The organism is Hymenobacter lucidus (assembly GCF_020447265.1).
Lineage (GTDB): Bacteria > Bacteroidota > Bacteroidia > Cytophagales > Hymenobacteraceae > Hymenobacter > Hymenobacter lucidus.
Genome location: NZ_JAJADR010000007.1, coordinates 1 through 20,776 on the forward strand (window position 1 = coordinate 1; position 20,776 = coordinate 20,776).

Annotated in this window: 23 protein-coding genes; 7 read left to right on the forward strand and 16 right to left on the reverse strand. The window is 60.5% G+C overall.

What is annotated here, in order from left to right:
• Positions 1-464: 464 nt before the first annotated feature.
• The 5 genes from LGH74_RS20260 to LGH74_RS20280 form a co-directional block, all read right to left on the reverse strand.
• Positions 465-1,163 (reverse strand): VIT1/CCC1 transporter family protein, encoded by a 699-nt coding sequence (locus LGH74_RS20260; RefSeq protein ID WP_226178984.1) that lies wholly within the window; start codon positions 1,161-1,163, stop codon positions 465-467.
• Positions 1,164-1,285: 122 nt separating this feature from the next.
• Positions 1,286-2,563, reverse strand: a complete 1,278-nt coding sequence (locus LGH74_RS20265; RefSeq protein ID WP_226178986.1) for a DUF3570 domain-containing protein — start codon at positions 2,561-2,563, stop codon at positions 1,286-1,288.
• 22 nt (positions 2,564-2,585) lie between these two features.
• Complete coding sequence (locus LGH74_RS20270; protein WP_226178988.1) at positions 2,586-2,828, reverse strand: DUF4266 domain-containing protein; 243 nt, start codon at positions 2,826-2,828, stop codon at positions 2,586-2,588.
• Positions 2,825-3,844, reverse strand: a complete 1,020-nt coding sequence (locus LGH74_RS20275; protein WP_226178990.1) for an FAD:protein FMN transferase — start codon at positions 3,842-3,844, stop codon at positions 2,825-2,827. Before LGH74_RS20275 ends, LGH74_RS20270 begins: the two co-directional genes overlap by 4 nt.
• Before the next feature lie 77 nt (positions 3,845-3,921).
• A complete protein-coding gene (locus LGH74_RS20280) occupies positions 3,922-4,377 on the reverse strand; it encodes a thioredoxin family protein (protein ID WP_226178992.1) in 456 nt (151 codons plus the stop codon).
• Positions 4,378-4,588: 211 nt separating this feature from the next.
• On the opposite strand from LGH74_RS20280, the gene LGH74_RS20285 reads away from it, so the two are divergent.
• Positions 4,589-5,266: a class I SAM-dependent methyltransferase gene (locus LGH74_RS20285; RefSeq protein ID WP_226178994.1), complete on the forward strand. Its 678-nt coding sequence runs from the start codon at positions 4,589-4,591 to the stop codon at positions 5,264-5,266.
• A 74-nt stretch (positions 5,267-5,340) separates the two neighbouring features.
• Here the strand turns inward: LGH74_RS20285 and LGH74_RS20290 are convergent, their stop codons facing one another.
• Positions 5,341-6,057 (reverse strand): SIMPL domain-containing protein, encoded by a 717-nt coding sequence (locus LGH74_RS20290; protein ID WP_226178996.1) that lies wholly within the window; start codon positions 6,055-6,057, stop codon positions 5,341-5,343.
• A 197-nt stretch (positions 6,058-6,254) separates the two neighbouring features.
• On the opposite strand from LGH74_RS20290, the gene LGH74_RS20295 reads away from it, so the two are divergent.
• Together LGH74_RS20295 and LGH74_RS20300 are read left to right on the forward strand one after the other, a co-directional pair.
• Positions 6,255-6,695, forward strand: a complete 441-nt coding sequence (locus LGH74_RS20295; RefSeq protein ID WP_226178998.1) for an SRPBCC family protein — start codon at positions 6,255-6,257, stop codon at positions 6,693-6,695.
• 74 nt (positions 6,696-6,769) lie between these two features.
• Positions 6,770-7,957, forward strand: a complete 1,188-nt coding sequence (locus LGH74_RS20300) for a class I SAM-dependent rRNA methyltransferase (RefSeq protein ID WP_226179001.1) — start codon at positions 6,770-6,772, stop codon at positions 7,955-7,957.
• A 160-nt stretch (positions 7,958-8,117) separates the two neighbouring features.
• On the opposite strand, the gene LGH74_RS20305 is transcribed toward LGH74_RS20300, so the two are convergent.
• Positions 8,118-8,792, reverse strand: a complete 675-nt coding sequence (locus LGH74_RS20305; RefSeq protein ID WP_226179004.1) for a hypothetical protein — start codon at positions 8,790-8,792, stop codon at positions 8,118-8,120.
• Between the two features lie 106 nt (positions 8,793-8,898).
• On the opposite strand from LGH74_RS20305, the gene crtD reads away from it, so the two are divergent.
• From crtD to LGH74_RS20320, 3 genes are all read left to right on the forward strand, one after another.
• Complete coding sequence (crtD, locus tag LGH74_RS20310) at positions 8,899-10,392, forward strand: 1-hydroxycarotenoid 3,4-desaturase CrtD (RefSeq protein ID WP_226179007.1); 1,494 nt, start codon at positions 8,899-8,901, stop codon at positions 10,390-10,392.
• Between the two features lie 136 nt (positions 10,393-10,528).
• The gene (locus LGH74_RS20315; protein ID WP_226179008.1) at positions 10,529-11,221 is read left to right on the forward strand and encodes a carotenoid biosynthesis protein; all 693 of its coding nucleotides are present in this window, start codon (positions 10,529-10,531) and stop codon (positions 11,219-11,221) included.
• Between the two features lie 35 nt (positions 11,222-11,256).
• Positions 11,257-11,871, forward strand: coding sequence for a TetR/AcrR family transcriptional regulator (locus LGH74_RS20320; RefSeq protein WP_226179011.1), 615 nt, complete (start codon positions 11,257-11,259; stop codon positions 11,869-11,871).
• Positions 11,872-11,940: 69 nt separating this feature from the next.
• Here LGH74_RS20320 and LGH74_RS20325 read toward each other — a convergent pair whose 3' ends face one another.
• The 7 genes from LGH74_RS20325 to LGH74_RS20355 all read right to left on the reverse strand — a co-directional run bounded on the left by LGH74_RS20325 (position 11,941) and on the right by LGH74_RS20355 (position 16,796).
• On the reverse strand, positions 11,941-12,183 hold the full coding sequence (locus LGH74_RS20325; protein ID WP_226179014.1) for a DUF6952 family protein: 243 nt from the start codon (positions 12,181-12,183) through the stop codon (positions 11,941-11,943).
• Between the two features lie 11 nt (positions 12,184-12,194).
• Positions 12,195-12,512 (reverse strand): thioredoxin family protein, encoded by a 318-nt coding sequence (locus LGH74_RS20330; protein ID WP_226179016.1) that lies wholly within the window; start codon positions 12,510-12,512, stop codon positions 12,195-12,197.
• 126 nt (positions 12,513-12,638) lie between these two features.
• Positions 12,639-14,159, reverse strand: a complete 1,521-nt coding sequence (locus LGH74_RS20335) for a T9SS type A sorting domain-containing protein (protein ID WP_226179034.1) — start codon at positions 14,157-14,159, stop codon at positions 12,639-12,641.
• A 19-nt stretch (positions 14,160-14,178) separates the two neighbouring features.
• A complete protein-coding gene (locus tag LGH74_RS20340) occupies positions 14,179-14,853 on the reverse strand; it encodes a phage tail protein (RefSeq protein ID WP_226179051.1) in 675 nt (224 codons plus the stop codon).
• A gap of 2 nt (positions 14,854-14,855) precedes the next feature.
• Complete coding sequence (locus tag LGH74_RS20345; protein ID WP_226179055.1) at positions 14,856-15,518, reverse strand: phage tail protein; 663 nt, start codon at positions 15,516-15,518, stop codon at positions 14,856-14,858.
• A 16-nt stretch (positions 15,519-15,534) separates the two neighbouring features.
• Positions 15,535-16,185 carry a phage tail protein gene (locus LGH74_RS20350; RefSeq protein WP_226179061.1) on the reverse strand — a complete coding sequence of 217 codons (651 nt, stop codon included), beginning with the start codon at positions 16,183-16,185 and terminating at the stop codon, positions 15,535-15,537.
• Positions 16,186-16,229: 44 nt separating this feature from the next.
• The gene (locus LGH74_RS20355; RefSeq protein ID WP_226179078.1) at positions 16,230-16,796 is read right to left on the reverse strand and encodes a hypothetical protein; all 567 of its coding nucleotides are present in this window, start codon (positions 16,794-16,796) and stop codon (positions 16,230-16,232) included.
• A 178-nt stretch (positions 16,797-16,974) separates the two neighbouring features.
• On the opposite strand from LGH74_RS20355, the gene LGH74_RS20360 reads away from it, so the two are divergent.
• Positions 16,975-17,670, forward strand: coding sequence for an arylesterase (locus LGH74_RS20360; RefSeq protein ID WP_226179081.1), 696 nt, complete (start codon positions 16,975-16,977; stop codon positions 17,668-17,670).
• 57 nt (positions 17,671-17,727) lie between these two features.
• Here the strand turns inward: LGH74_RS20360 and LGH74_RS20365 are convergent, their stop codons facing one another.
• Positions 17,728-18,777 carry an alpha/beta hydrolase gene (locus LGH74_RS20365; RefSeq protein ID WP_226179084.1) on the reverse strand — a complete coding sequence of 350 codons (1,050 nt, stop codon included), beginning with the start codon at positions 18,775-18,777 and terminating at the stop codon, positions 17,728-17,730.
• 125 nt (positions 18,778-18,902) lie between these two features.
• Positions 18,903-20,555: an alpha-glucan family phosphorylase gene (gene glgP / locus LGH74_RS20370; protein WP_226179087.1), complete on the reverse strand. Its 1,653-nt coding sequence runs from the start codon at positions 20,553-20,555 to the stop codon at positions 18,903-18,905.
• Positions 20,556-20,776 lie beyond the last annotated feature (221 nt).

The window sequence follows — 20,776 nt, forward strand, 5'->3', positions numbered from 1 at the left end:
GCGGGCTGCAAAGGTAAGACCCGCGACCCGATTTTTCCAACCCTGCGCCCAACTTTTTTTCTCTGCTGCTGGTGCCGCCGACTGCGCCCCGAATCCGTCCGATTTGGGAGTGCAAAAGTACAGGAGATTTTTTAAAAAGCCAGCTAGCTTTGAAAAAAAGCGCATTTAATATTCTGTTCTATTGCAAAAGGCATTATTCACAGGCATTTGCGGACAAGTTTCGAAGTACGCAGGATACATTGGTGTCAATACAGAGGGTAATTAGCGGATAGCGTGAAGAAGTTGCGGTAAGTGTGTTCTGCGGCTGGAACGCAATTATCAAGATCTAGTAAGCTGGATTTTAGTAGATCTGCTTTTGACTAGTGAAGGCATAAGGTCCTAACAATATCGTAAGAGTCATTAACTGAGAGTACAATTCAGCTATTGAGCTGGCTTTGCACATTGCCTATACCTTACACAGGCAGTTAACTGATCTGGCGGGCCACGAAAAAGGCAGCTCCAGCTGCAAGGGCACCGATACCAGCCATTTTGAGGGCACCCAAAACAGGCGGTTGACCGGTCAGATGGCTTTTGAAGTAGCCAAACAGCAACAGGCATACTAAAGTAATGACAGCCGACCAAGTTAAGCCCTGCGTTGGGGAGTCGGTGACGAAATAGGCGCTCAGGGGAATCAGTCCACCCACGGCGTAGGCTAGGCTGATAGTCGCCGCGCTTTTGGGAGCCTGTTTGGGGTCGGGTTCTTCTAAGCCAAGCTCGTACTTCATCATGAAATGCACCCACTGCTCCGGATTGGCGGTCAGTTCGCGCACAGCAGCGGCCCTTGTTTCGGGCGACAGACCGATTTCGGCGAGCAGTTCATCAACTTCGGCACGTTCCCGGTCGGGCACCTCACGCACTTCGCGGAACTCGCGCGCCCGCTCAGACGCATAATGCTCAACTTCTGTTTGACCGGCCAGATAACCACCCAGACCCATAGCAATGGAACCAGCCACCACCTCGGCCAGTCCGGCTGTGATGACAAGTGCTGATGACTCGACTGCGCCGCTTAGGCCGGCAGCTAAGGCAAAAGGCACCGTCAAACCATCGGAGAGACCAATAACAATGTCCTGCAGGATTACAGAGCTGGTCAGGTGGTCTTCGGGGTGCGGGTGATGAGTAGCCATTGCAACAGACCTATTAGAGTGTATATCAGTAAAGACCAGTGTACGAGCTAATAGTTGGGTCGCCACTCAATCTCATACCATCGGCCTGCTTCTATAGTACTCGGCATGGGCCCAGCAGGCTGCTAAGGCATGGTAAACGACAGGTCGGCGCTGATGAGGCTGGCGGTGAGGCCAGTGCTCTGCCGGTAGTAGGCATAGCGCAGGTCCAGGGCTTTGAACTTGGCGACTCGGCCACCAAAAGGCGTTTTGAAGCGGCTGAGGCCATATACCGGGGAGTAGCGCAGGCCCAGGCCCAGCTTATTGGCCGAAAAACCGGCCAGATCATAATCGGAGGTATAGTAGGTATCGGCGGTGGAATGCTGCAGGTAAGGCGCAAAATAGGTAGCGGCCGACTGGGTGTGGTAGCGGTAGAAAGGGTAGAGCACGAAGAAGGGCGTCACCTTCACGGGGGTTTCCAACTCGAAGGTGTGGGCTGTGATGCCGAAATTGTCGTTGTAGAAGCGGTAGAAGCCGCGTACCTGCACCAAGTCGGTGGTATAGTAGGTGAGGCGCAGGCCTACGGGGTATTTGTAGCGTTGGCGGGGCAGTAGCTCGGTTTTAGCTTTTCCCAGTGCGTCGCCGGTTTCTTTGAAATATACGCGGTGAAACGGCGTGCTGAGCAGGCCCCGCTGGGCTACCAGTTCAGTGCTGACGGCCACCTGCAGGCGCTGACTGAGCACCTGGGCATATACGATATTCAGGTTGTAGCTCTGGCGGGTATCAGTACCGTCTTCGCGGCGGCCGTTGGTGCGCAGCTCTTCGGGCCGGATAAGCGTGGCCTGGTCGAAGAAGGCTTGAGCGGCAATGCTCAGCTCCCGGTTGCCATCGGCGGAGGCGCGGGCCCAGGAGGCCGCCACGTTGAACGAGCGGTAGTCGTATTCGGTGGAAGCACCGGCGCCTATTCCTACAATAGTGCGCTTATCGGCCAGCTGGCGCGTCAGGCCAAGGTCCAGGTGGAAGCGGGTGTCGCTGGAAGAAGGGGAGGAGGTAACCTGGTCGATACGGTCGGTAGAGGCGGAGGCGTAGTAATCGAGGCCCAGATTGGCGGAAATGCGCGTGGCCGAGTCCAGGGGCACGTTCAGGATGATGGTAGGCGTGAGGTCGGTGAGCTGCTGAGTGCCGGTGCCGCCCTCCACGGCGCCCTTGTTGCCATCCTGAGAGTAGTAGCTGGTCAGAATATTCAGCTCGGTTTCGCCGTGGTTGGCGGGGTTGGCGGGGTTGGCCGGCCCGGCAGCGGTGGTAGTAGGGGCGCCGTAGCCATCTACGCGGTTGGGCGTGGGCGTGGCCTGGGCCCATGCCTGAGTTGGTAGCAGCAGGGCCGTAGCCAGGCAGGCAGTGAAAAAACGAAGCGTGGAGGACATGAGCAGGGAATTCGACGAGTACTTAATTGCAGCCGCAGCCACCGCCTACTTTGCCACCATTGGCCCCGCCGGCTCCTTCGCGGTAACTCTCGAAATTGGTTTCGTACACTTCGATGCGCTTGTTGGCCAGCTTCATATCTTCATCGTTGAGGTACACTTTCTGGTAGGCGGCCACCGATACGCAGCTGCTCAGCAAGCCGCTGCCCGCTAGCAGGGCGCCCAGCAGCAGCCGGCGCAGGGGAGAGGGAATGGTGAAATTCTTCATGGCTTGGCAGCGGCGGCCGGTGGCTGGGTGGAGTAATAGTTGACGGCCATGCCTTTGGAAGCCAATGTGCGGCCGTCGTTGGTAATGAGGGTGCAATCCACGCCTTTCAGCCGGTTGATGAAGGCCAGACCGGCGTCGGGACCTTTCACAAACACCACCTCGTCGAGGCCATCGGCCAGCTCCACATCGGGGCAGATGATGGTGACGGAGCGCAGGCCGGTAGCTGGGTAGCCGGTTTGAGGGTCGATGATGTGGCCGTAATATTTGCCTTGCACCGTGAAATACTGCTCGTAGTTGCCGGCCGTTACCACGGCCACATCGGTTACGGTGAGCCACGACGATACTGACTGCGGAAAGGCCGGGTCGCCGATGGCAATGCGCCAAAGTGAGCCATCGGCCTGCCGCCCCCAGCACGACACGTCGCCGGAACCGTTGATGAGGCCGCCCGCAACACCCATCTGCCGCATCAGGGCCTGGGCCCGCCGCACGCCGTAGCCCTGCAGAATGCCCGCCAGATTCATCCGCATGCCCTTTTCCTTGAGCAAAACGGAATGCGTGGTGGGGTCGAGCAGCACGTTGTGGTAGTTGATGCGGCGCACCGAGGCCCGTACCACCGCCGAGTCGGGCAGGCGGGCGTGCTCCTGCTTATCGAACTTGTAAATTTTCTCTCCGCCGGCAAAGGTGATGTCAAACGCGCCGCCGCTCAGCTCCGAAAGCTTCAGAGTCCGCTGAATCAGGTCGTATACTTCCTGGTCGACGACAACCGGCCGGATGCCGGCGGCACGGTTTATCTGGGTTATCTGCGACGTGGAATCCCAGTAGGAGCAGAGCCGGTCGATGCGCCGAGCCTCCCGGATACCGGCCCGAATGGCGCGCCAGGCCAGCGTATCGTCGGCCGAAACGGCCGTGAACGTGAAATGGGAGCCCATCAGGTGGGCGCCTCGGGTAAAATTGCGCGGCCGGGCCGACAGCTGCGGCCCCGAGGGCTGGGCACTGGCCGCTAGGGAGCTCGTCAAGAGCATAGCAGCCACGCCTAGGCGCGCCTGGAGTAGAAAACCGGTAAAGAGGGAAGACAGGAATTGACGCACGGAGCTTACTTTTTGGCCAGCAGCTGGGTCAGGTAAGCATCGTAGGCGGCGGGCCCACCGGGGCGGTAGCCGGTTTTGGCCAGCACCTTGCCTTCGGGGGAAAGCAGCACCACCAGCGGAAAGGAACCTTCCTTATTGAGCTGCGCCGCCGCCTGCTCGTTCGTTTTGGTTTGGGCGGCGGGCAGCTTGTTCTTCTTACCGCGCGGAAAGTCGAAGCGGGCCAGCACGAATCTATCCTTGGCGTACTGCTCAAACTCAGGCTGGTCGAATACTTCCTGCTTGAGCATAATGCAGGGCTTGCACCAATCGGAGCCCGAAAAAACGGCCAGTATGGGCTTTTGCGTGGCTTGGGCCTGCTGCAGCGCGGCACTCAGATCCGAGTTCCAAGCCAGGGTGGACTTCTGGGCCCGAACACCACTAGCAGTGAGCAACACGGCCAGACACAACAGGAGAAAACGCATAGGGGGAAATGCTAGGGTGAAGATTAAAGCCGGATTAAAATTGTAACCGTGCTACCCATACGACAGTTCAGCAAAAGCGGTGCACTGCCCCATTTATTTTGCTGGCCGCAACTAACCAGGGCCCTGGTTCTATTGCCGGCGGGGCCGTTTCTCTACTGGTATACTTATGTTTAAGAACGTAAGAGTGCCCGCCTCCTATATGTAATAGAGTATGAAAGCCCGATCCAATGAATCCGAGCCACCCGGAGCAGCCAGCTACCCACCCCGGCCGGCTAATGCTACCCCGGCCCAGCTGCAGGAATACGAGCGGGAGCTCTGGAATCATTTTCTCACCGACGAAACCTGGCGCAGTACGCGCTTCAATGCCCAGCCCAATACACTGCTGGTAGAATCCGTGCGCGGCCGCCCGCCCGGCAAGGCCCTGGACGTGAACATGGGCGAGGGCCGCAACGCGCTATACCTGGCTGGGCTGGGCTGGGCCGTTACGGGCATCGACATTGCCGACCAGGCCCTGGCCTTTGCCCAGCAGCGGGCCCGGCAGCTGGGCCGGCCGCTTACTACGATACAGCATGATGCCAACACCTACGACTGGGGCTGCGGCCAGTGGGACCTTATTGTGCTCTGCTACGCCGACGAAAGTACCCACGTGCCCCAGGTGCAGGCCGCACTCCGGCCCGGTGGGCTGCTCGTGTTCGAGAACTTTCATACCGATGTGAACCAGGCGCGGGGTAACCGGCCGGGGCAGGAAGTAGGCTTTGCCACGGATGAGCTCAGAAGCTGCTACGCCGCCGCAGGCTTCACTATCGTGCGCTACGAAGAGCCCATCGGTGTGGCCGACTTTTCCCGCGAAGCCCACCGGCTAGTGCAACTGGTGGCCCAAAAGCAATGAACGGCCTCTGCCTTTAGTATAAAGCAACAAGCTGGCGGTGCTTGCTTGAGTACTGGCCGTTCTTTAATGCCGGGCTACTCTAGGGCTGAAACCAGGCTGCAGACGCTGTTGAAGTGCAGTAGCTCGGGGCTGGTTTTGAAGCCCCGGCCCCCGAAGCCCTTGCCGTAGAGCTCAATGTCGGCGGAGGTACTCCACTCTTCACGGCTGCTTTCGGGGCTGGAGGCGTCACTGGCTTCGAGCACGGCGCCCCGGCGCACCTTCAGGGCCCCGCACATTTTGTCGGCCGTTTTGGCCGCGTCGGTTAGGGCCAGCACGTCGGCCTCCCGGCGCAGGCTGTCGGCCAGGCTGTGGCCGTAAGTCAGGTTCTTGATGCGGTTGATGCGCGTGGCCAGCAGTTCTTCGAGGTAGGGCGAGAGGCGGCGCAGGTCGGTGATGCGCACCGTGACGGACTGGGTGGAGTTGAAGCCCAGAAAAACCTGCTTGCCCCGCACATAGTCAAATTCCTTGTTCGACGACGTGCTACTGACCCGCACATCATTCGGCCCTGGCGCGTAGCGCTTCGACAGCGTCAGCACCTGATCCACGACGCCTTGCACCTCGGCCACCGCGTCTTTGAGCTTAGGCCGGGTGAAGGCGGCATCGACGGTCAGCTCGGCATAATTGGGATATACCGTAACGCTGCCGTAGCCAATGCTTTTCACCTGGCGCACGGGCGCGCCCGAAGGCGCTGATTGACAGGCAGCTAAACCGAGCAAGGCTGCCGAGAGGAGAGCAGTAGGGCGAAGAAACATAGGCGGAACGAGTAGGTATGGTGCCCGCTTATAACTGCATTGTTGGGGTAAAGCGTATCGGCGACAGTACTTTTCTTCTATATAGCGGTTGAGGTAGAAGCTGCGCAGCTTGCTGGCGCCATACCACCTTACCCACCATCGGCCTCACCCTGCTTCGCCGGCTTCCGCTTTCGGAGGAGCTTCTTGCCAAACCCAATATGCACGTTACTCTCCGCACCGCCGTAGCCCAGTCGCCCGCCCGGGTATTCGCGGGCTTCACGCGGGAGCTGTTCTTGTCCCTGGCCCCACCTTTTCCGCGGCTGAAGCTGCACCGCTTCGACGGCTGCCAACGCGGCGACCAGGTGGAAATTGAGCTGATCAGCGGCCCGCTACGCCAGCGCTGGACCAGCCTGATAACCGACAGCGGTGTGCAGCCCGACGGCACCCATTTCTTCATTGACGAAGGCCAGCAGCTGCCCGCCCCGCTGCGCTACTGGCGCCACCGCCACCTCATCGAGCCTGGTCCCGCTGGCGGCAGCGTCATTGTGGACGCGCTGGAATACCGCACGGCTTCCCCACTGCTCGATGCGCTGCTCTACCCGCTGATGTGGGCGCAGTTTGCCTACCGCAAACCCATTTACCGGCGCGTATTCGCCTAATGCGGCGGCGGTAATGAGGACTGGCGGGGTTTGGCGTACTTTTGTAGTTCGTACCGTCACTTAGCTTTTTCGTTATGCCTGCCATTGTCACGCTCAAACCTGGTAAAGACCAATCCTTGCGCCGCCGCCACCCGTGGGTGTTTTCGGGTGCCATCGGCCGCATGCAGGGCGAAGTGCTGGAAGGCGAAGTGGTGATGGTGCAGGCCGCCAATGGCGAGCTGCTGGGCGTGGGCCACTACGCGCCAGGCTCCATTGCCGTGCGTATGCTCGATTTCGGTCCCGATGCCCAATTGCCCGATGCCGCGTTCTGGGAAGGTCGGCTGCGCAATGCCTACCAGCTGCGCCAGGGCCTACAGCTCACGGGCCAGGGCAGCACCAACGTGTACCGCCTCACTCACGCCGAGGGCGACGGACTGCCCGGCCTTATTATAGATGTATATGGCGACGTGGCTGTGGTGCAGGCTCACAGCGCGGGCATGTATAAGGCCCGGCCGCTGATTGCCAGTGCGTTGCAGGCCGTTATTCCGGGCTTGCGGGCTATATATGACAAAAGTGCCGAAACCGTGCCCGCCAAAGCAGCCCCCGACGCCAAGAACGGCTACCTCTTCGGGGAAAGCAACGGCCAGGAGCACATCGTGCACGAAAACGGCCACCCGTTTGCCGTCGACTGGGAGACGGGCCAGAAAACCGGTTTCTTCATCGACCAGCGCGACAACCGCAGCCTGCTGGCCCGCTACGCCCCCGGCCGCCGCGTGCTGAACACGTTCTGCTACACCGGCGGCTTCAGCTCCTACGCCCTGCAGGCCGGCGCCGAGCTGGTGCATTCCGTGGACAGCTCCAAGCGCGCCATCGAGCTGACGGAGCGCAACGCGGCCCTTACCGGCCTCGAAAGCAAGCACGCCGCTTATGCCGAAGACGTGTTCAGCTTCATGAAAAACAGCCAGGAGCAGTACGACCTCATCGTGCTCGACCCGCCGGCGTTTGCCAAGCACCTCTCGGCCCGCCACAATGCCCTGATGGGCTACAAGCGCCTGAACGCGGCCGGCATCCGCCAGATTGCGCCCGGCGGCCTGCTCTTCACGTTCAGCTGCTCCCAGGTGGTTTCGGCCGAGCTGTTTGAGGGTGCCGTGCTGGCCGCCGCCATCGAAGCCGGCCGCCCGGCCCGCATCCTGCACCGCCTCACCCAGCCCGCCGACCACCCCGTGAGTTTGTTTCACCCTGAAGGGGAATACCTGAAAGGGTTGGTGCTGGCCGTGGAGTAACGGAAAATTCAGACAAGCAAAAATGGTCTGTTGAACAGTTCAACAGACCATTTTTGCTTGGAGCGGCAGTTAATCTGCCCGAAAATACCTTTCGAGAGCAGCCAGCGCATTGACCGGTTTTTGTATTGACAGAGCTTGCTAATAACCCGGGGCAACCAAGCTAGCGGCCGGACCGGGGCATATTGTCCAGCGCCCGATTCACCAGCCAATCGGCAACGTAGCCCGCCGTGGGGTAAAGGCTATTCGGGGTGCCGCGCTGGTTATGTTTCCACATAATGGTCCCGTCGGCCTGGTACAGCGTTAGGTCCACGCTGATTTCTTCCCGAAAAGCCGGGCCAGTAGAAGCTGCCGTGGCGCTGGTAGTTACGTTGCCGGCTTCGGTGGTCTGCGTCACGACCGTGGCCGGACTCACGGCCAGCGGCACGGGCGCATATACCCGCTGATGATACACCTGAGTTAGTAGTACCTGGTCGGCCTGGTGCTGCGCGGCCAGAGTCCGCACGGTAGCAGCGGCATCGGTGGCGGCCGGACCGGCGGCTTCTACGGGCATACGCAGCTGAAACGGCCGGGCGTGCTGCAGCAGCCACGCCTGCATGTTGTTGTAGATCTGGTTTGTTTCGGCCGCAACCAGTGCCTTGTCGGCTACGCCGCCCGAGCCATCGGCCCGGGTCATGATGACGGTAAGAGCGGGCGGGGGCACTACCAGCACCGGCGGGGCTACGCGGCCTGAAGCAGGCTGAGAGAGGGAGCGGGCTGGGCGACCACAGCTACTCAGCAGCGCAGCCGCCAGCACGGCGGCCTGCCCAAGCTGGGCGGCGCGAAGGAAAACAAACATAATGCGGCGGGTAATGGTAGAACGATACAGCTATTTTTGAGTCGTCTTGACCAGAATGGTGCCAGGAAGCTCCACCGGGCCAGTCTCACGGTCCCTTTCATTATCCATGCCCCGTAAAAAGTCAGTAGCCTCCTCCGTCAAGCAGCCCGCCGCCATCATCGGGGCCGGTATTGCCGGCATTGCCACGGCCGTGCGCCTGGCCCTGAAGGGTCATGCCGTGACGGTATTCGAGGCCCAGGGTACGTTCGGGGGCAAAATGCACCAGTTCGATTTGCCCGGCGGCTACCGTTTCGATGCCGGCCCCTCGCTCTTTACCCTGCCGGCCCTGGTTGATGAGCTGTTTCGGCTGGCCGGGCGCGACCCGCAAGACCACTTCCGCTACCAGCGCCTCGACCCGATTACCCGCTACTTCTTCGCCGATGGCACCCGCCTGAGCGCTTGGGCCGACGAGGAAAAGTTTGCCCAAGAAATAGAAGCCAAGCTCGGCGTGCCCGCCAGCAGCGTGCGGCAGTTTCTGCAGCGCAGCGGCCAGGCCTACGCGGCTACCGAAAGCACGTTTCTGCACAAGTCGCTGCACAAAGCCAGCACCTACTTCAGTTCCGACGTGCTCAAAGCCCTAGCCGCGCTGCCCGGCCTGGGCCTGACGGGCACCATGCACCAGCGCCACGCCAGTGCCTTTGCCGACGCCCGTCTGGTGCAGCTCTTCGACCGGTTTGCCACCTACAACGGCTCCGACCCCTACCAGGCCCCGGCCACGCTGAGCCTGATTCCGCACCTCGAGCACGGTATCGGCGCATTTTACCCCGAAGGCGGTATCTACAGCATTGCCCGCAGCCTAGTAGAGCTGGCTGAGGAGCTGGGCGTGGAGTTCCGCTACCAGGAACCGGTGGAGGAAATTCTGACGGCGGCCGGGCAGGTAACCGGGGTGCGTACGGCCCAGGACGTGTACGACTTCGGGCTGGTAGTGAGCAACATGGACGTGGTGCCCACCTACCGCCTCCTGCTGCCTACCCAGCCCGCGCCCGAACGCACGCTCAGCCAGCCCCGCTCGTCGTCGGCCCTTATTTTCTACTGGGGCATTGGCCACAGCTTCCCCGAGCTGGATTTGCACAACATCTTCTTTTCCCAGGATTACCGGCAGGAGTTTCAAGCCATCTTCCAGGAAAAAACCGTAGCCGAAGATCCGACGGTATACGTGAACATTACGTCCAAAATGACTTCCACCGACGCGCCGGCCGGGCACGAAAACTGGTTTGTGATGGTGAACGTACCCCACAACCAGGGCCAGGACTGGGACGCGCTGATCCACAAGACGCGCCGGGCCGTACTGGACAAAGTGAGCCGCACGCTGGGTGTGGAACTGGAGCCGCTGATCCGGGCCGAGCAGGTTTGGGACCCGCGTGGCATCGAGCAGCGCACGTCTTCGTTTGGCGGAGCGTTGTATGGCAGCAGCTCCAACAATCCGCTGGCGGCCTTTCTGCGGCACCCCAATTTCTCGGGGAAGCTGGAAGGACTGTACTTTTGCGGCGGCAGTGTGCATCCCGGCGGCGGAATTCCGCTGTGTCTGCTGTCGGCTAAAATCGTGGCTGACCTGATTTAAAATTTCAACCTTTCAAGTTGAATGTTACCGCCCGGGCTGTTTGTTAGCGTAGTTCCGCCAACGTTAGCCTGACTATTAAGAGCGTAGCCCGAACCAGCTATTCACTCCGAACATTCGACATCCAGCATCCCTATTAATGCCTTTCTCCGAATCAACCCAACACCTGCCGGCAGCCCCGCCGGCCGCGCCCGATACCAGCCTGCGCCGCCTGCGCGTAGCTCAGGGTATCTTGCTGCTGTTTCACGCTACGGGCTTTCTGGGGCTGGCTTTTTCCCAAGACCCCAGCTTTTACCTGCAGTTTGTGCCCCTGAACCTGCTGCTGACGGCCGTGCTACTCTTCGCCTTTCAGCGCGACCGGAACCTGGCTTTCCTCACCTTCTGTGTCACGACGGTGCTTGTGGGCTTCTTCGTGGAGGTAATCGGCATTCAGACGGGCAAGATCTTTGGGCAGTATACCTACGGCACCACGCTGGGTATCAAGTGGCTGAACGTGCCCCTCATCATTGGCCTGAACTGGCTGATGCTGACCTACATGGCCGGCATTCTGGCGCGCTATCTACCGCTACCGGGCTTTCTGCGGGCCGTGGCCGCGGCCCTGCTCATGGTGGGTATGGACATGTGCATCGAGCCCGTGGCCGTGCGCTACGACTTCTGGACCTGGTTTTACGACCTGATTCCGCTCCAGAACTTTAAGGGCTGGTTTGCAGTAAGCCTTATCCTGCAGGTTTATTTCAACCGCAGCGACTTTGAGAAGCATAACCCGCTGGTACCTTTCGTGTATCTGCTGCAACTGCTATTTTTCTTCGGGCTTGGCTGGTTTATTCGCTAACTTTCATTCCCTTAGCTCCCACCTTATCTAGTTCTATGAACCAAACGCTACGCGACACGCTGCTGGAAGAAGCCATTCAGCTTTTTCAAACCCGGGGCATCACCAACCTGCCCCTCGAGCAGATTATGGCCAAGCTGGATGTGTCGCCTACCACTTTCCGCGAGATGTTCCAGGACAAGGAGGACCTCGTGCTGCAAGTCACCCAATACGACATTGAGCGCCAGAAGCGGGAGCACGCCGAGCTCTTCAAGCGCGTCGATAATGCCGTGGCCCGTCTGCTAAGTTTGCTCGAAATGGGTATCCGGGACCTGCGCAAGGTTACCGCCCCCCAGTACTTTGCCGACTTGATACAGGACTATCCGCAGGCCTGGGAGCTGGGCCAGCAGCATTTGGCCGAGTATTCTTACCCCCAGATTCATAACCTCCTCAATGAGGGCATTTTGCAGAAAACCCTGCGTGGCGACATCAACATTGCCTTGGTCAGCAAAATCATCATCGAGCAGCTCTACATGGTGCTCAACGAGCAGATTTTCCCGCCCAGCCGCTACGATGTAGCCGAGGTGTTCCGCAGCGTGTACCTATACTACATGCGTGGCCTCTGCACCGACGAGGGCCTGAAAAGCGCCGCTGCCTACTTCGCCCGGATGTAGCTTTCGTAGTAGCCCAAACGCAAAAGAGGAGCCCCAAGGGGCTCCTCTTTTTTTGTGCAGTCAGCAAGCTTAGCTAATGGACACGCGTACTTTTTTGGTGTACTCGCGCAACGCGTCCTTGAACTCGGACTGGTGGTCCTGCATGTGGTTCAGGATGAAGATGGCGGCAAAAACGTGGGTAAGCTGCTCTCCTTCGTCCTCACCTTCCACCTCGAAGGCTGGCTGCTGCTCGTCGAGCAGCGCTTCTTCGGCTTCTACTAGGCTTGCCAGCGTCTGCGACTCAACTAGGCGCTTGATTACAGGGATTTTCATCGTCGGCTACCTTAGTTCAAGCGGTTGATGAGGTCGGCTACGGCTTCTTCCTTGCTGGCCGACACGGTGTCGAGCAGCTCTCCGTCCTTGAAGATGGCGAAGAAGGGAAGGGTAGTCACGTTGGCCAGCTTGCGGGCAGCGGGGCTGGTTTCGGCATTCACATCCAGAAACTTGATGCCTTGGTTCTGCTCGGCCTGGGCCATGCGCTTGTACTTGGGCGAAAACAGCCGGCAGTTGCCGCACCAGTCGGCGTAGTATTTCACCACTACTTTTTCGTGCGTTTCGAGGAGTTGCTGGAAATCGGAGTCGGTGGCTTTCGTAACAGGCATTCTATCTTGGAATTTGATTGACAAAGAAACAGCCAGATAAGAATGTTTCTTATCTGGCTGCAAAGCTAAAGCACGAATGCGGCAAAAAGGTTTATTCCGCCAATAATTTCCGCCGCGCCACCGCTATTATTCCCGCACCAGGCGCGTGCGCAGCACCTGCCCGTCAATTACAGCCGACAGCAGATACACGCCCATCGGCTGCTCAGCGCCAAACGAAGCCGGCAGCTGGTTTTCGCCGGGCTGCAACGCTACCGGGGCCTGGCTGATAACCCGGCCCAGCACGTCCCGCACCGTGAGCTGCACCGTCTGGGCTTTGGCGGCCGTTAGGTAAATCGTGTACTGGTTGTGCGCCGGGTTGGGCGCGGCGCTCAGGCCGCTGGCAATAGCCTGCTGCGGGAAGCTCACCGTCCGGACCGGCGAATAGGTATCAGTGCCATCAGCATCGTGCTGGCGTAGGCGGTAGTAGAGCAACTGGCCCCGGCGAGCCGCGCCGGCATCGGTGAAGCGGTATTGCTGAGCGGTAGTGGTCGTGCCACGGCCGGCCACAAAGCCCACGCGCTGGAACAGCTTGCTGTCGGTGCTGACTTCCACGAAGAACCCGTCGTTGTTCAGCTCCGAAGCCGTCGACCAACTCAGCAGCGCGTCGTTGTTTTTAGCCAGGGCCGTGAATTCGCGCAGCTCTACTGGCAGCGGGTTGTTCTGATCGGCCGAGGCGAAGATGCCGTAGGTGTTCTGCAGGTCGGTAGTGAGCGTGTTATTGGTTGTATTCACGCTGCCCTGCGGGCTTTCCCAGGTCGAGCCATTCCAGCGCTGCAGGCGCAGGCGGCTTTCCGTAATGGTGTTAGGGGCCGTGCTCCACTCCGCCTCAAGGTAGCCAAAGGTCAGCGTTGCGTTGGGTACCAGCGTGTAGTTGGAAGGCTGCACGATAAAGTACCGGTCGAGGGCATACTTGGAATTGCCTTGTAGGGTGGTGATACCCGCCGGCAGGGGCAGGTTATCGGCCGTCGTGGGGTAGGTGGCAAACGACAAGGTGCCATTGGCGCTGCCCGGCGCCGAAATAACGGCCGACATGGGTACGGCCGTGCTGCCCGAGCCCATCGGAATGATGTAGGTGCCGGTGTTGGAGCCAATCACCCAGTTCAGCTTGCCGTAGCCGGCCGCGGCCGAGGTTTCGCCCACGAGCGTGCCTGTCGTGCGGCTCAGGGCCGAAGCCGCGCCGTTGTTCAGCGTCAGCACTTTGGAGTTGAGCTGCACCTGGGCCGCACCCAGCGCGAGCGTACCCGCGCTGGCGCCTACCGCAATATCGGCTGTGAGCTGCACCGGGCCGGTAGCGCCACTGACATCCAGCGAGTGGAAGGTAGTAGTGCCGCTGCCCCCGATTTGCTGAGTGCCCGTGCCGGTAAGCCGCACCGTGCCCGTAGCGGGCGCAAGCACGCCGCCGCTGGTGTTGTTGGTCCAGTTGCCGGTCAGGCTCAGCGTACCGGCGTTGTCGATGGTGCCGCCGCTGCTGATGCTCACGTCGCCCACGACGGACACTTCTGCCCCGGACTGAATGGTAATGGAGGCTCCCTGGTTCGAAAGCCCCTGGCCGACGGCCGGCAGCGTAGCCAACAGGCAAAGCGCGCCGATGGGTAGAGAATGTTTCATAGCGAAAAAGGGAAGCTGCTTATGGACGCTGCGGGAAAATTCCGGCGAGGCAAATGCAATACACCATATTCAGATACGGCTGCTGGTTGTTGTGGGCGGCACCAGGAGCGGTGACCGCGCCGGGCGTAAACCCGGTGCCGGACGCCGCATACTGGGCTTGGCCGGAGCCATTGCTGGCCAGGTAAGCATTTTGGGGCGAACTGGTCGTGCCCGGCTCGGGGCTGTAGCTCAGCGCCATGGTATGCTGGTGGGCCGGCAGCTCGTTGATCTGCAGAGGAACCGTGTCAGTGCCGCCACTCTGACCCACGGAGTAGTTGCTCAGCCCTGGCCCCTGACCAGCGCCTACTACCACCCGGCCGTTCAGATTGGGCAGCGCAAAAGTGGTTCTTCCATCGCCGCCAAACTGGATACCAATCAGGGCAAATAGGGCCGTGTTCTGGTTGATGGCTATGATCTGCCCATCACAGAGAGCATAGTTCCGGGGAGCGAAGTTGAAGGGAACCATGATTATTTCCCCTAGGTAGGCATTTTCTCCCCCTGTGAGCGGGCTGGCGGTAGCGGTGGGGGTATGGCCCAGCAACGCTTGCAAGGGTGAGGCCAGAAAACTGCCGGCCAGGGCCCCGGACAGACGTTTGAGCAGGCTCCGGCGGCCGGGCTGGGCCGGCGAGGCAGGAGAAGGAGAGGAGGTTGACACGGCTAGCTGCGGGAAGGAAAGATGCCTTGCACGGCAATAAGAAATCGGATACTGATGTAGGGCTGACGGTTTTCGTGCCCCTGGTTGCCGCCCGCTACTTCCGAGACGTTGGCCAGCGCCGTGTTTACGGTGTTAATGTTGCCATACTGGGGCACGCCCGCCCCACCATCGGCCAGAAAATTGTGCACGGCCGGGCCGGTGGTACCCGCCAGGCTGGTAGTACCCAGGGCGGTGCTAACGGCCAGGCCGTGGTAGTGCGCGGGCATCTCACTGGCCTGCAGCACGTGGGTTTCGGTGCCCGCTTTCCCGCCTACTGCCGCGCTGCCGCGGTAGGCCATTACCCGCCCCCGCATATCGGGAAGGGCAAAAGTGGTTCTTCCGTCGCCGCCAAACTGGTTGCCGAGCAGGGCATACAGAGCCGAGTTCTGGTTGATTTGCAGAATCTGCCCATCACAGGGTAGCCAGCCACTTATCGTAAGGTTGTGGGCGACCATCATAATTTCCCCCAAAAAAGTATATTCTCCCTGGGGAGAGGCAGCCGGTTGGGGGCGGGCAACTGCTTTGCTGTTGCCCAGCAGGAAGCCGCCGCCGAGCACGCCACCCAGCTTTTTAAGCCAGCTCCGCCGGGAAGCCCCGCCGGCCGGCGAATCGTTTATTGAGAACATGGATTGAAAGTGCTAGCTATTGGGGATAAAGTCCATCTGTCGCAATGCAGTACGGAACCGCCAGGTAAGGCTGAATATTGGAATGGGCTGCTCCGCTACCCACCGAGCTCATCGGCAGGGCGGGGGGCGTTACCAGGCCAGCGGTGGCCTGCGTATACTGGGCCGAGCCCGTGCCACTGTCGGCCGGTACAAGGCCTTGCGGCGCACTGCCCGTGCCCGGCAACGTGCTGGCTCCTACGGTGTGGGTATGACTCGGCAGTTGCGCGGTAGTGAGCGTCACGGTTTCTACGCCGCCTTTGTTGCCCAGCGCGTAGGTAGTTGCCAAGCCTGGCCCCTGACCCGGATGCACCGCTACCCGGCCCCGCATATCGGGCAGGTTAAAGGTACTTATCCCGTCGCCGCCATACGTAGTACCAATAACGTAGAACAGGACCTCGTATTCAGAAATGGCTAAGGTGCGGCCATCGCACGGCAACCAGCCAAGCGGCGCGAAGTTGTAAGGATACAAGGCAATTTCCCCGACATAGGGCTCTGCACCGTTGGGGCGCAACGATACCAGCGGCCGGGCCTGGGGGGCCGCGCCGGGCCGCAGCCAGCGCTGCACCCGTTGCAACAAAGAGCGGCGCTGCGGCACAGAGCCGAGCGCAGCAGCAGAAAAATCAGCCATAAAACCAGCGGAACTCAACAGACGAATAACAGAAAAACAACCGGCTACGACTCGCGGCGCCAGGCCCCGCTCGTGTAGATATACCGCGCCGCGTATTTGGGCAGCAGGTTGCCCGTGCCGCTACCGGACACTACCGGCAGGTACTGCAGGTCGTTGTTGACGATGATCAGCATCTGGCCTTCGGTGCCGGTGCCGAGCGTCACGGTGTTGTTGGTCGCCGCCCCGTTATCGGTGTAGTTGACGGTGGTGGTAGTGGGGTTGAGCGTGGCAGCGGTGGTAGAAGGGGCCACCACGTCGGCCTTAGTGGCGGCGGGAACGGCACTTACGGCAGCCCAGGCCGAAGCCGTGCGCTGGTAGAGGCCAGGCGTGTTATCGGTCTGGTAGATCAGCAGGCCGGTGGCGGGCGACGCTATCCGGTCCCGGTCGGCCATCGTCATGCGCGGGGGCAGGAAGCCCTTGGGCGTGGTGGTACCAGAAGCCACTTCCAGCACCGCCGACGAGTTGGGCACGGTCACCCCAATGCCGACGCTGCCGGTTTGGGCGTGGGCTGCAATTGAACCAGTTGTCAGCGCTGCCGCTGTCAATAATCGAAACCGTAAGTCTTTGCTCATACGTACCAAAAATGGAATTGCGCACACGGGCGCTATATATTGTGTCAAAGCTAGGAAATATAGGCCAAAATATAGCCTTGACGCCGAGCATATTGCAATAAACAGCTCGGCAGTGGCAACCCTGACCCGGCGGATGCACGTACAGCGGCGGTTATTCCATTCAGTATTTGCCCGTCTTATGCGTCAGCTCTTATACATGAGTCTGTGCCTGCTGCTTTTTGCCTGCGGACCGGCCGATTCTTCTCCCGCTCAGCGTCGCTCCCCCGCGGCTCCTCCTCGTATGCAAAACATCATTTTCTTCGGCAACAGCCTCACGGCCGGCTACCAGTTGCGGGCTAGTGAAGCCTTCCCCTCCCTGATTCAGGCCCGGCTCGACTCGCTCAAGCTACCCTACAAGGCCCTCAACTATGGAGTGAGCGGCGAAACTACGGCCGGTGGCCGACAGCGCGTAGCCAGCGTACTGGCCCGCCAGCCCGTCGACGTATTCGTGCTGGAGCTGGGAGCTAATGACGGCCTGCGCGGCATTCCCGTGCGCGAAACCACCCAGAACCTGCAATTCATCATCGACCAAGTGAAGCTAAAGTACCCTAAGGCCCGCATCGTGCTGGTCGGCCTGGAGTTTCCCTTCGACCTGGGGCCTCTGGGCGGCCACCAGATGGCCCGCTACGCCACCGATTTCAAGGCCCTGTTCCGGGCTTTGGCCGACAAAAACAGTGTGCCCTTCGTCCCGTTTCTGCTGCAAGGCGTACTGGGTCAGCGCCACCTGAATTTGCCCGACGGCGTGCATCCCAACGCAGAAGGTCAGAAGCTGCTGGCCAACAATGTGTGGGCCGTGCTGCAAACCGTGCTGCCCGAAGCGGCCGAAGCCAAGTAAGAAGTAGCCGAAACTATAGTAGCGGAAGGCGTAACGAGCCTGTTGATTTATATATAGTCAGAACTCAAAATCCAGGTGCTGGTTGAAAAAAGGCAGCAGGTGCTGATAGATGCGCCCGTCGCGCCCCATGATGCGGCTGCCGTGGGTGCCTTCGTATTCCTGAGCAGTGTGCCGAATGCCGAAAGTGCTGAGCAGCGTGCTGAAGGTGCGGCAGGTAAGCGGAATATGGCGAAATTCATCCTGCCCACCCCAGTCGAAAGCCAGGGCGCGCAGCTGCCGCAGCCCAGCCGGGTGCGTTGGCAACAGATACGTGGGCGTAGCAGCTATCCAGCGCGGCAGCACGGCGTCGCGCCGGGCTAAGCTGTCGGGTCCCAGGGAGCCGGGCAGTGCCGCCCCGAAGGGCTTGTTCTTCAGCTCGGGCGAAAAAGCCCGGGCCAGCGCTACAGTTATCTGCCCCGGGAAATTACCCGCCAATGCCGCCCGGCCCGGTGCGCGCAGAGCTGCTGGCAGGCCTACGGGGTTGGCCATATATTCGGCGCTGGGGCCCACAAAGGCCGGGCTCAAAGCGTAAGCGGCGGCCCAGCGGCCAGGGTAGAGCATAGCCAGGCGCAGGGTGCCATTGCCACCCATCGAGTGGCCGGCCAGTCCGCGGCTGCCTGGTCGGGCCAGGGTGCGAAACTGGCCGTCGATAAAGCTTACCAGCTCCAGGGCCGTGAAGTCGGACCAGGGCCCGTTCGTTGCCGAGTTGGTGTACATGCTGCCGCCAAACAGCGTTTTCTCGTCGGGCGTTACCACAATCAAGGGCCGGATCTGGCCGGCGGCAATGGCCTGGTCGAGCAAGGCGGGCAGGCCATCCTGGTTGAACACCAGACTATCACTCCAGGCATAGCCGTGCAGGTAATAGAGCACCGGGTAGCGGCGCTGCGGCGCGGCATCGTAGCCGGGCGGCAGGTACACGCTCACCCGCCGCCGCGGATTTTCTCCACCAGGGTTGCGGGCCAGCAACTTTGAATCGAGGTAGGCAACAACTACCCGGCCGGCCGGGACCTGGGCCAGCAGCGGGGCATAGGGCAGCAATACTGCTAGCAGCAGAAAAAGGTGTCTCATTCGGCCGGTAAGATAGCAGAGACTGAACGAGGGAAAAACCCTGGCAGCGGGCAGCAACGAAAAAGCCTGGCTTCCGCAGAAACCAGGCTTTTTACGCTCAACAAGCAGGTTACGAAGCGGCCACCTTACACCGTGTACATCTTCTCGTAGTATTCCGTCGCCATACGGTGCGACTCAAACTCGGGCTCTACTTCGCGCATAGCAGCTTTGGCAACGGCCAGGTATTTGGCCGGCTCATCGTAGTACAGCGGCAGAATTTCCTGCTCCAGCACGTCCAGCACGCCTTTGGCTTCCACGTCGTCTTTCACGTGCTCGGGCTCGTTGAGGTTGGCCAGGGGTAGCAGGAAGCCGTTTTCGCCGTGGCGCACAAACTCCGGAATCCAGCCGTCGGGGATACTCAGGCTCAGGCAGGCATTCATGGCGGCCGTCATGCCGCTGGTGCCCGAGGCTTCGCGGGGGAAGCGCGGGGTGTTCAGCCAGATGTCGGAGCCTTTCTTGAGCAGCTTCGAAAGGCCCAGCTCGTAGCCCGTCAGCACGGCGCAATTCTTAAACTGCTTGGTGCGCTGAATAATGTCGTTGAACATGCCGATGGCGCCGTAGTCCTTGGGGTAGGGCTTGCCGGCCCAGATAATCTGCACCGGCCGGTCTTGCTGGCTGACCATCTGGGCAAACCGCTCGAAGTGGTGCAGAATCAGGTTGGCGCGCTTGTAGCCGGCAAAGCGGCGGGCCCACACCACGGTCAGCACGTCGGGGTCGAGCAGGGTGCCGGTCTGGTCGGCCACGAAGTCGAACAGCTCCTTTTTCAGCTCCCGCTTGCGGGCCAGCAGGGCTTGGTCGTCGTCGGCCGCCAGGGCCGCGTGCAGCTCAGCGTCGCGCCAGTAGGTGCCGTTCTGAGAGTTGGTAATCGGGATAATCGGGCAGATGCCTTCGTAGCTGCCCCACATTTCATTAGCCACGATGCCGTGCACCTTCGATACGGCGTTGGCTTTGCGCGAGAAGCGCAGGGCCGTGAGCGTGTAGTTCAAAATATCATTGCCTTCCACGCGGGCCACGCGGCGGATTTCATCGGCCGGCACGGTGCCGAAGAAGGTCATGTCGGTGAGCAGCTTCATGGGGTGCTCCTCGTTGCCGGCCAGCTCGGGCGTATGAGTCGTGAATACCAGGCGCTTCTGCACTTCCTCCAGGCTGCGGCCGTGCTTTTCGTAGAGGTAAAATGCCAGCGGCAGGCCGTGGCCCTCGTTCAGATGATAGGTATCCATCTGTACGCCCAGCAAGTCGAGTAGCTTGCCGCCCCCGATGCCGAGCACCATCGACTGCGCCACGCGGGCGGCCGTGTCGGCGTCGTACAAATAGTGCGTGATGGTGCGCGAGATGTAGTCGTTTTCGGGAATATCGGTGGTCAGGAAGAACATGGGGGCCGTGCCGAACGTGTCGGGGGCCAGGTACATGGCCTTCACTTTCACCTCGGCTCCGTGAATGGTGATGGGAAACACCAAGCCCGTGTCTTCGAGGAAAGAGTAGTATTTCAGCCGGAAGTCGGCCCGCATGGTCTGGTCTTCGTTGCGGCCCTGGTCGTAGTAGCCGTAGGTCCAGAGCATGCCGATGCCAATCAGGTTTTGCTTGAGCTCGTAGGCCGAGCGCATGTGGGAGCCGGCCAGAAAGCCCAGCCCACCGGAGTAGGTTTTCAGGGACTGGTCGAGGGCAAACTCCATGGAGAAATACGCGGCCTGCGTTTCAAACTCGGCGGCCGGCGTGTATGGTTGGAACTGGAAGGGCATGGGGGAAATTTAGTGAGACTGGAGGAGAAGCACTCAGGCAACAGACGAGCCTTTCGTACGCTTACTCTGGGCTAAGGTCTACACATTCCGGCCCAAAAAAAAGCGGTAATTCCAAGAAAGCCAGGGCAAACGTTTGCACGAGCTACTGGATTTTCCGGTGACCCGGCACTGCGGCACAGTCCGGGCCGGAAGCCGCCGAAAACCGGCCCGATTTGGCTCTA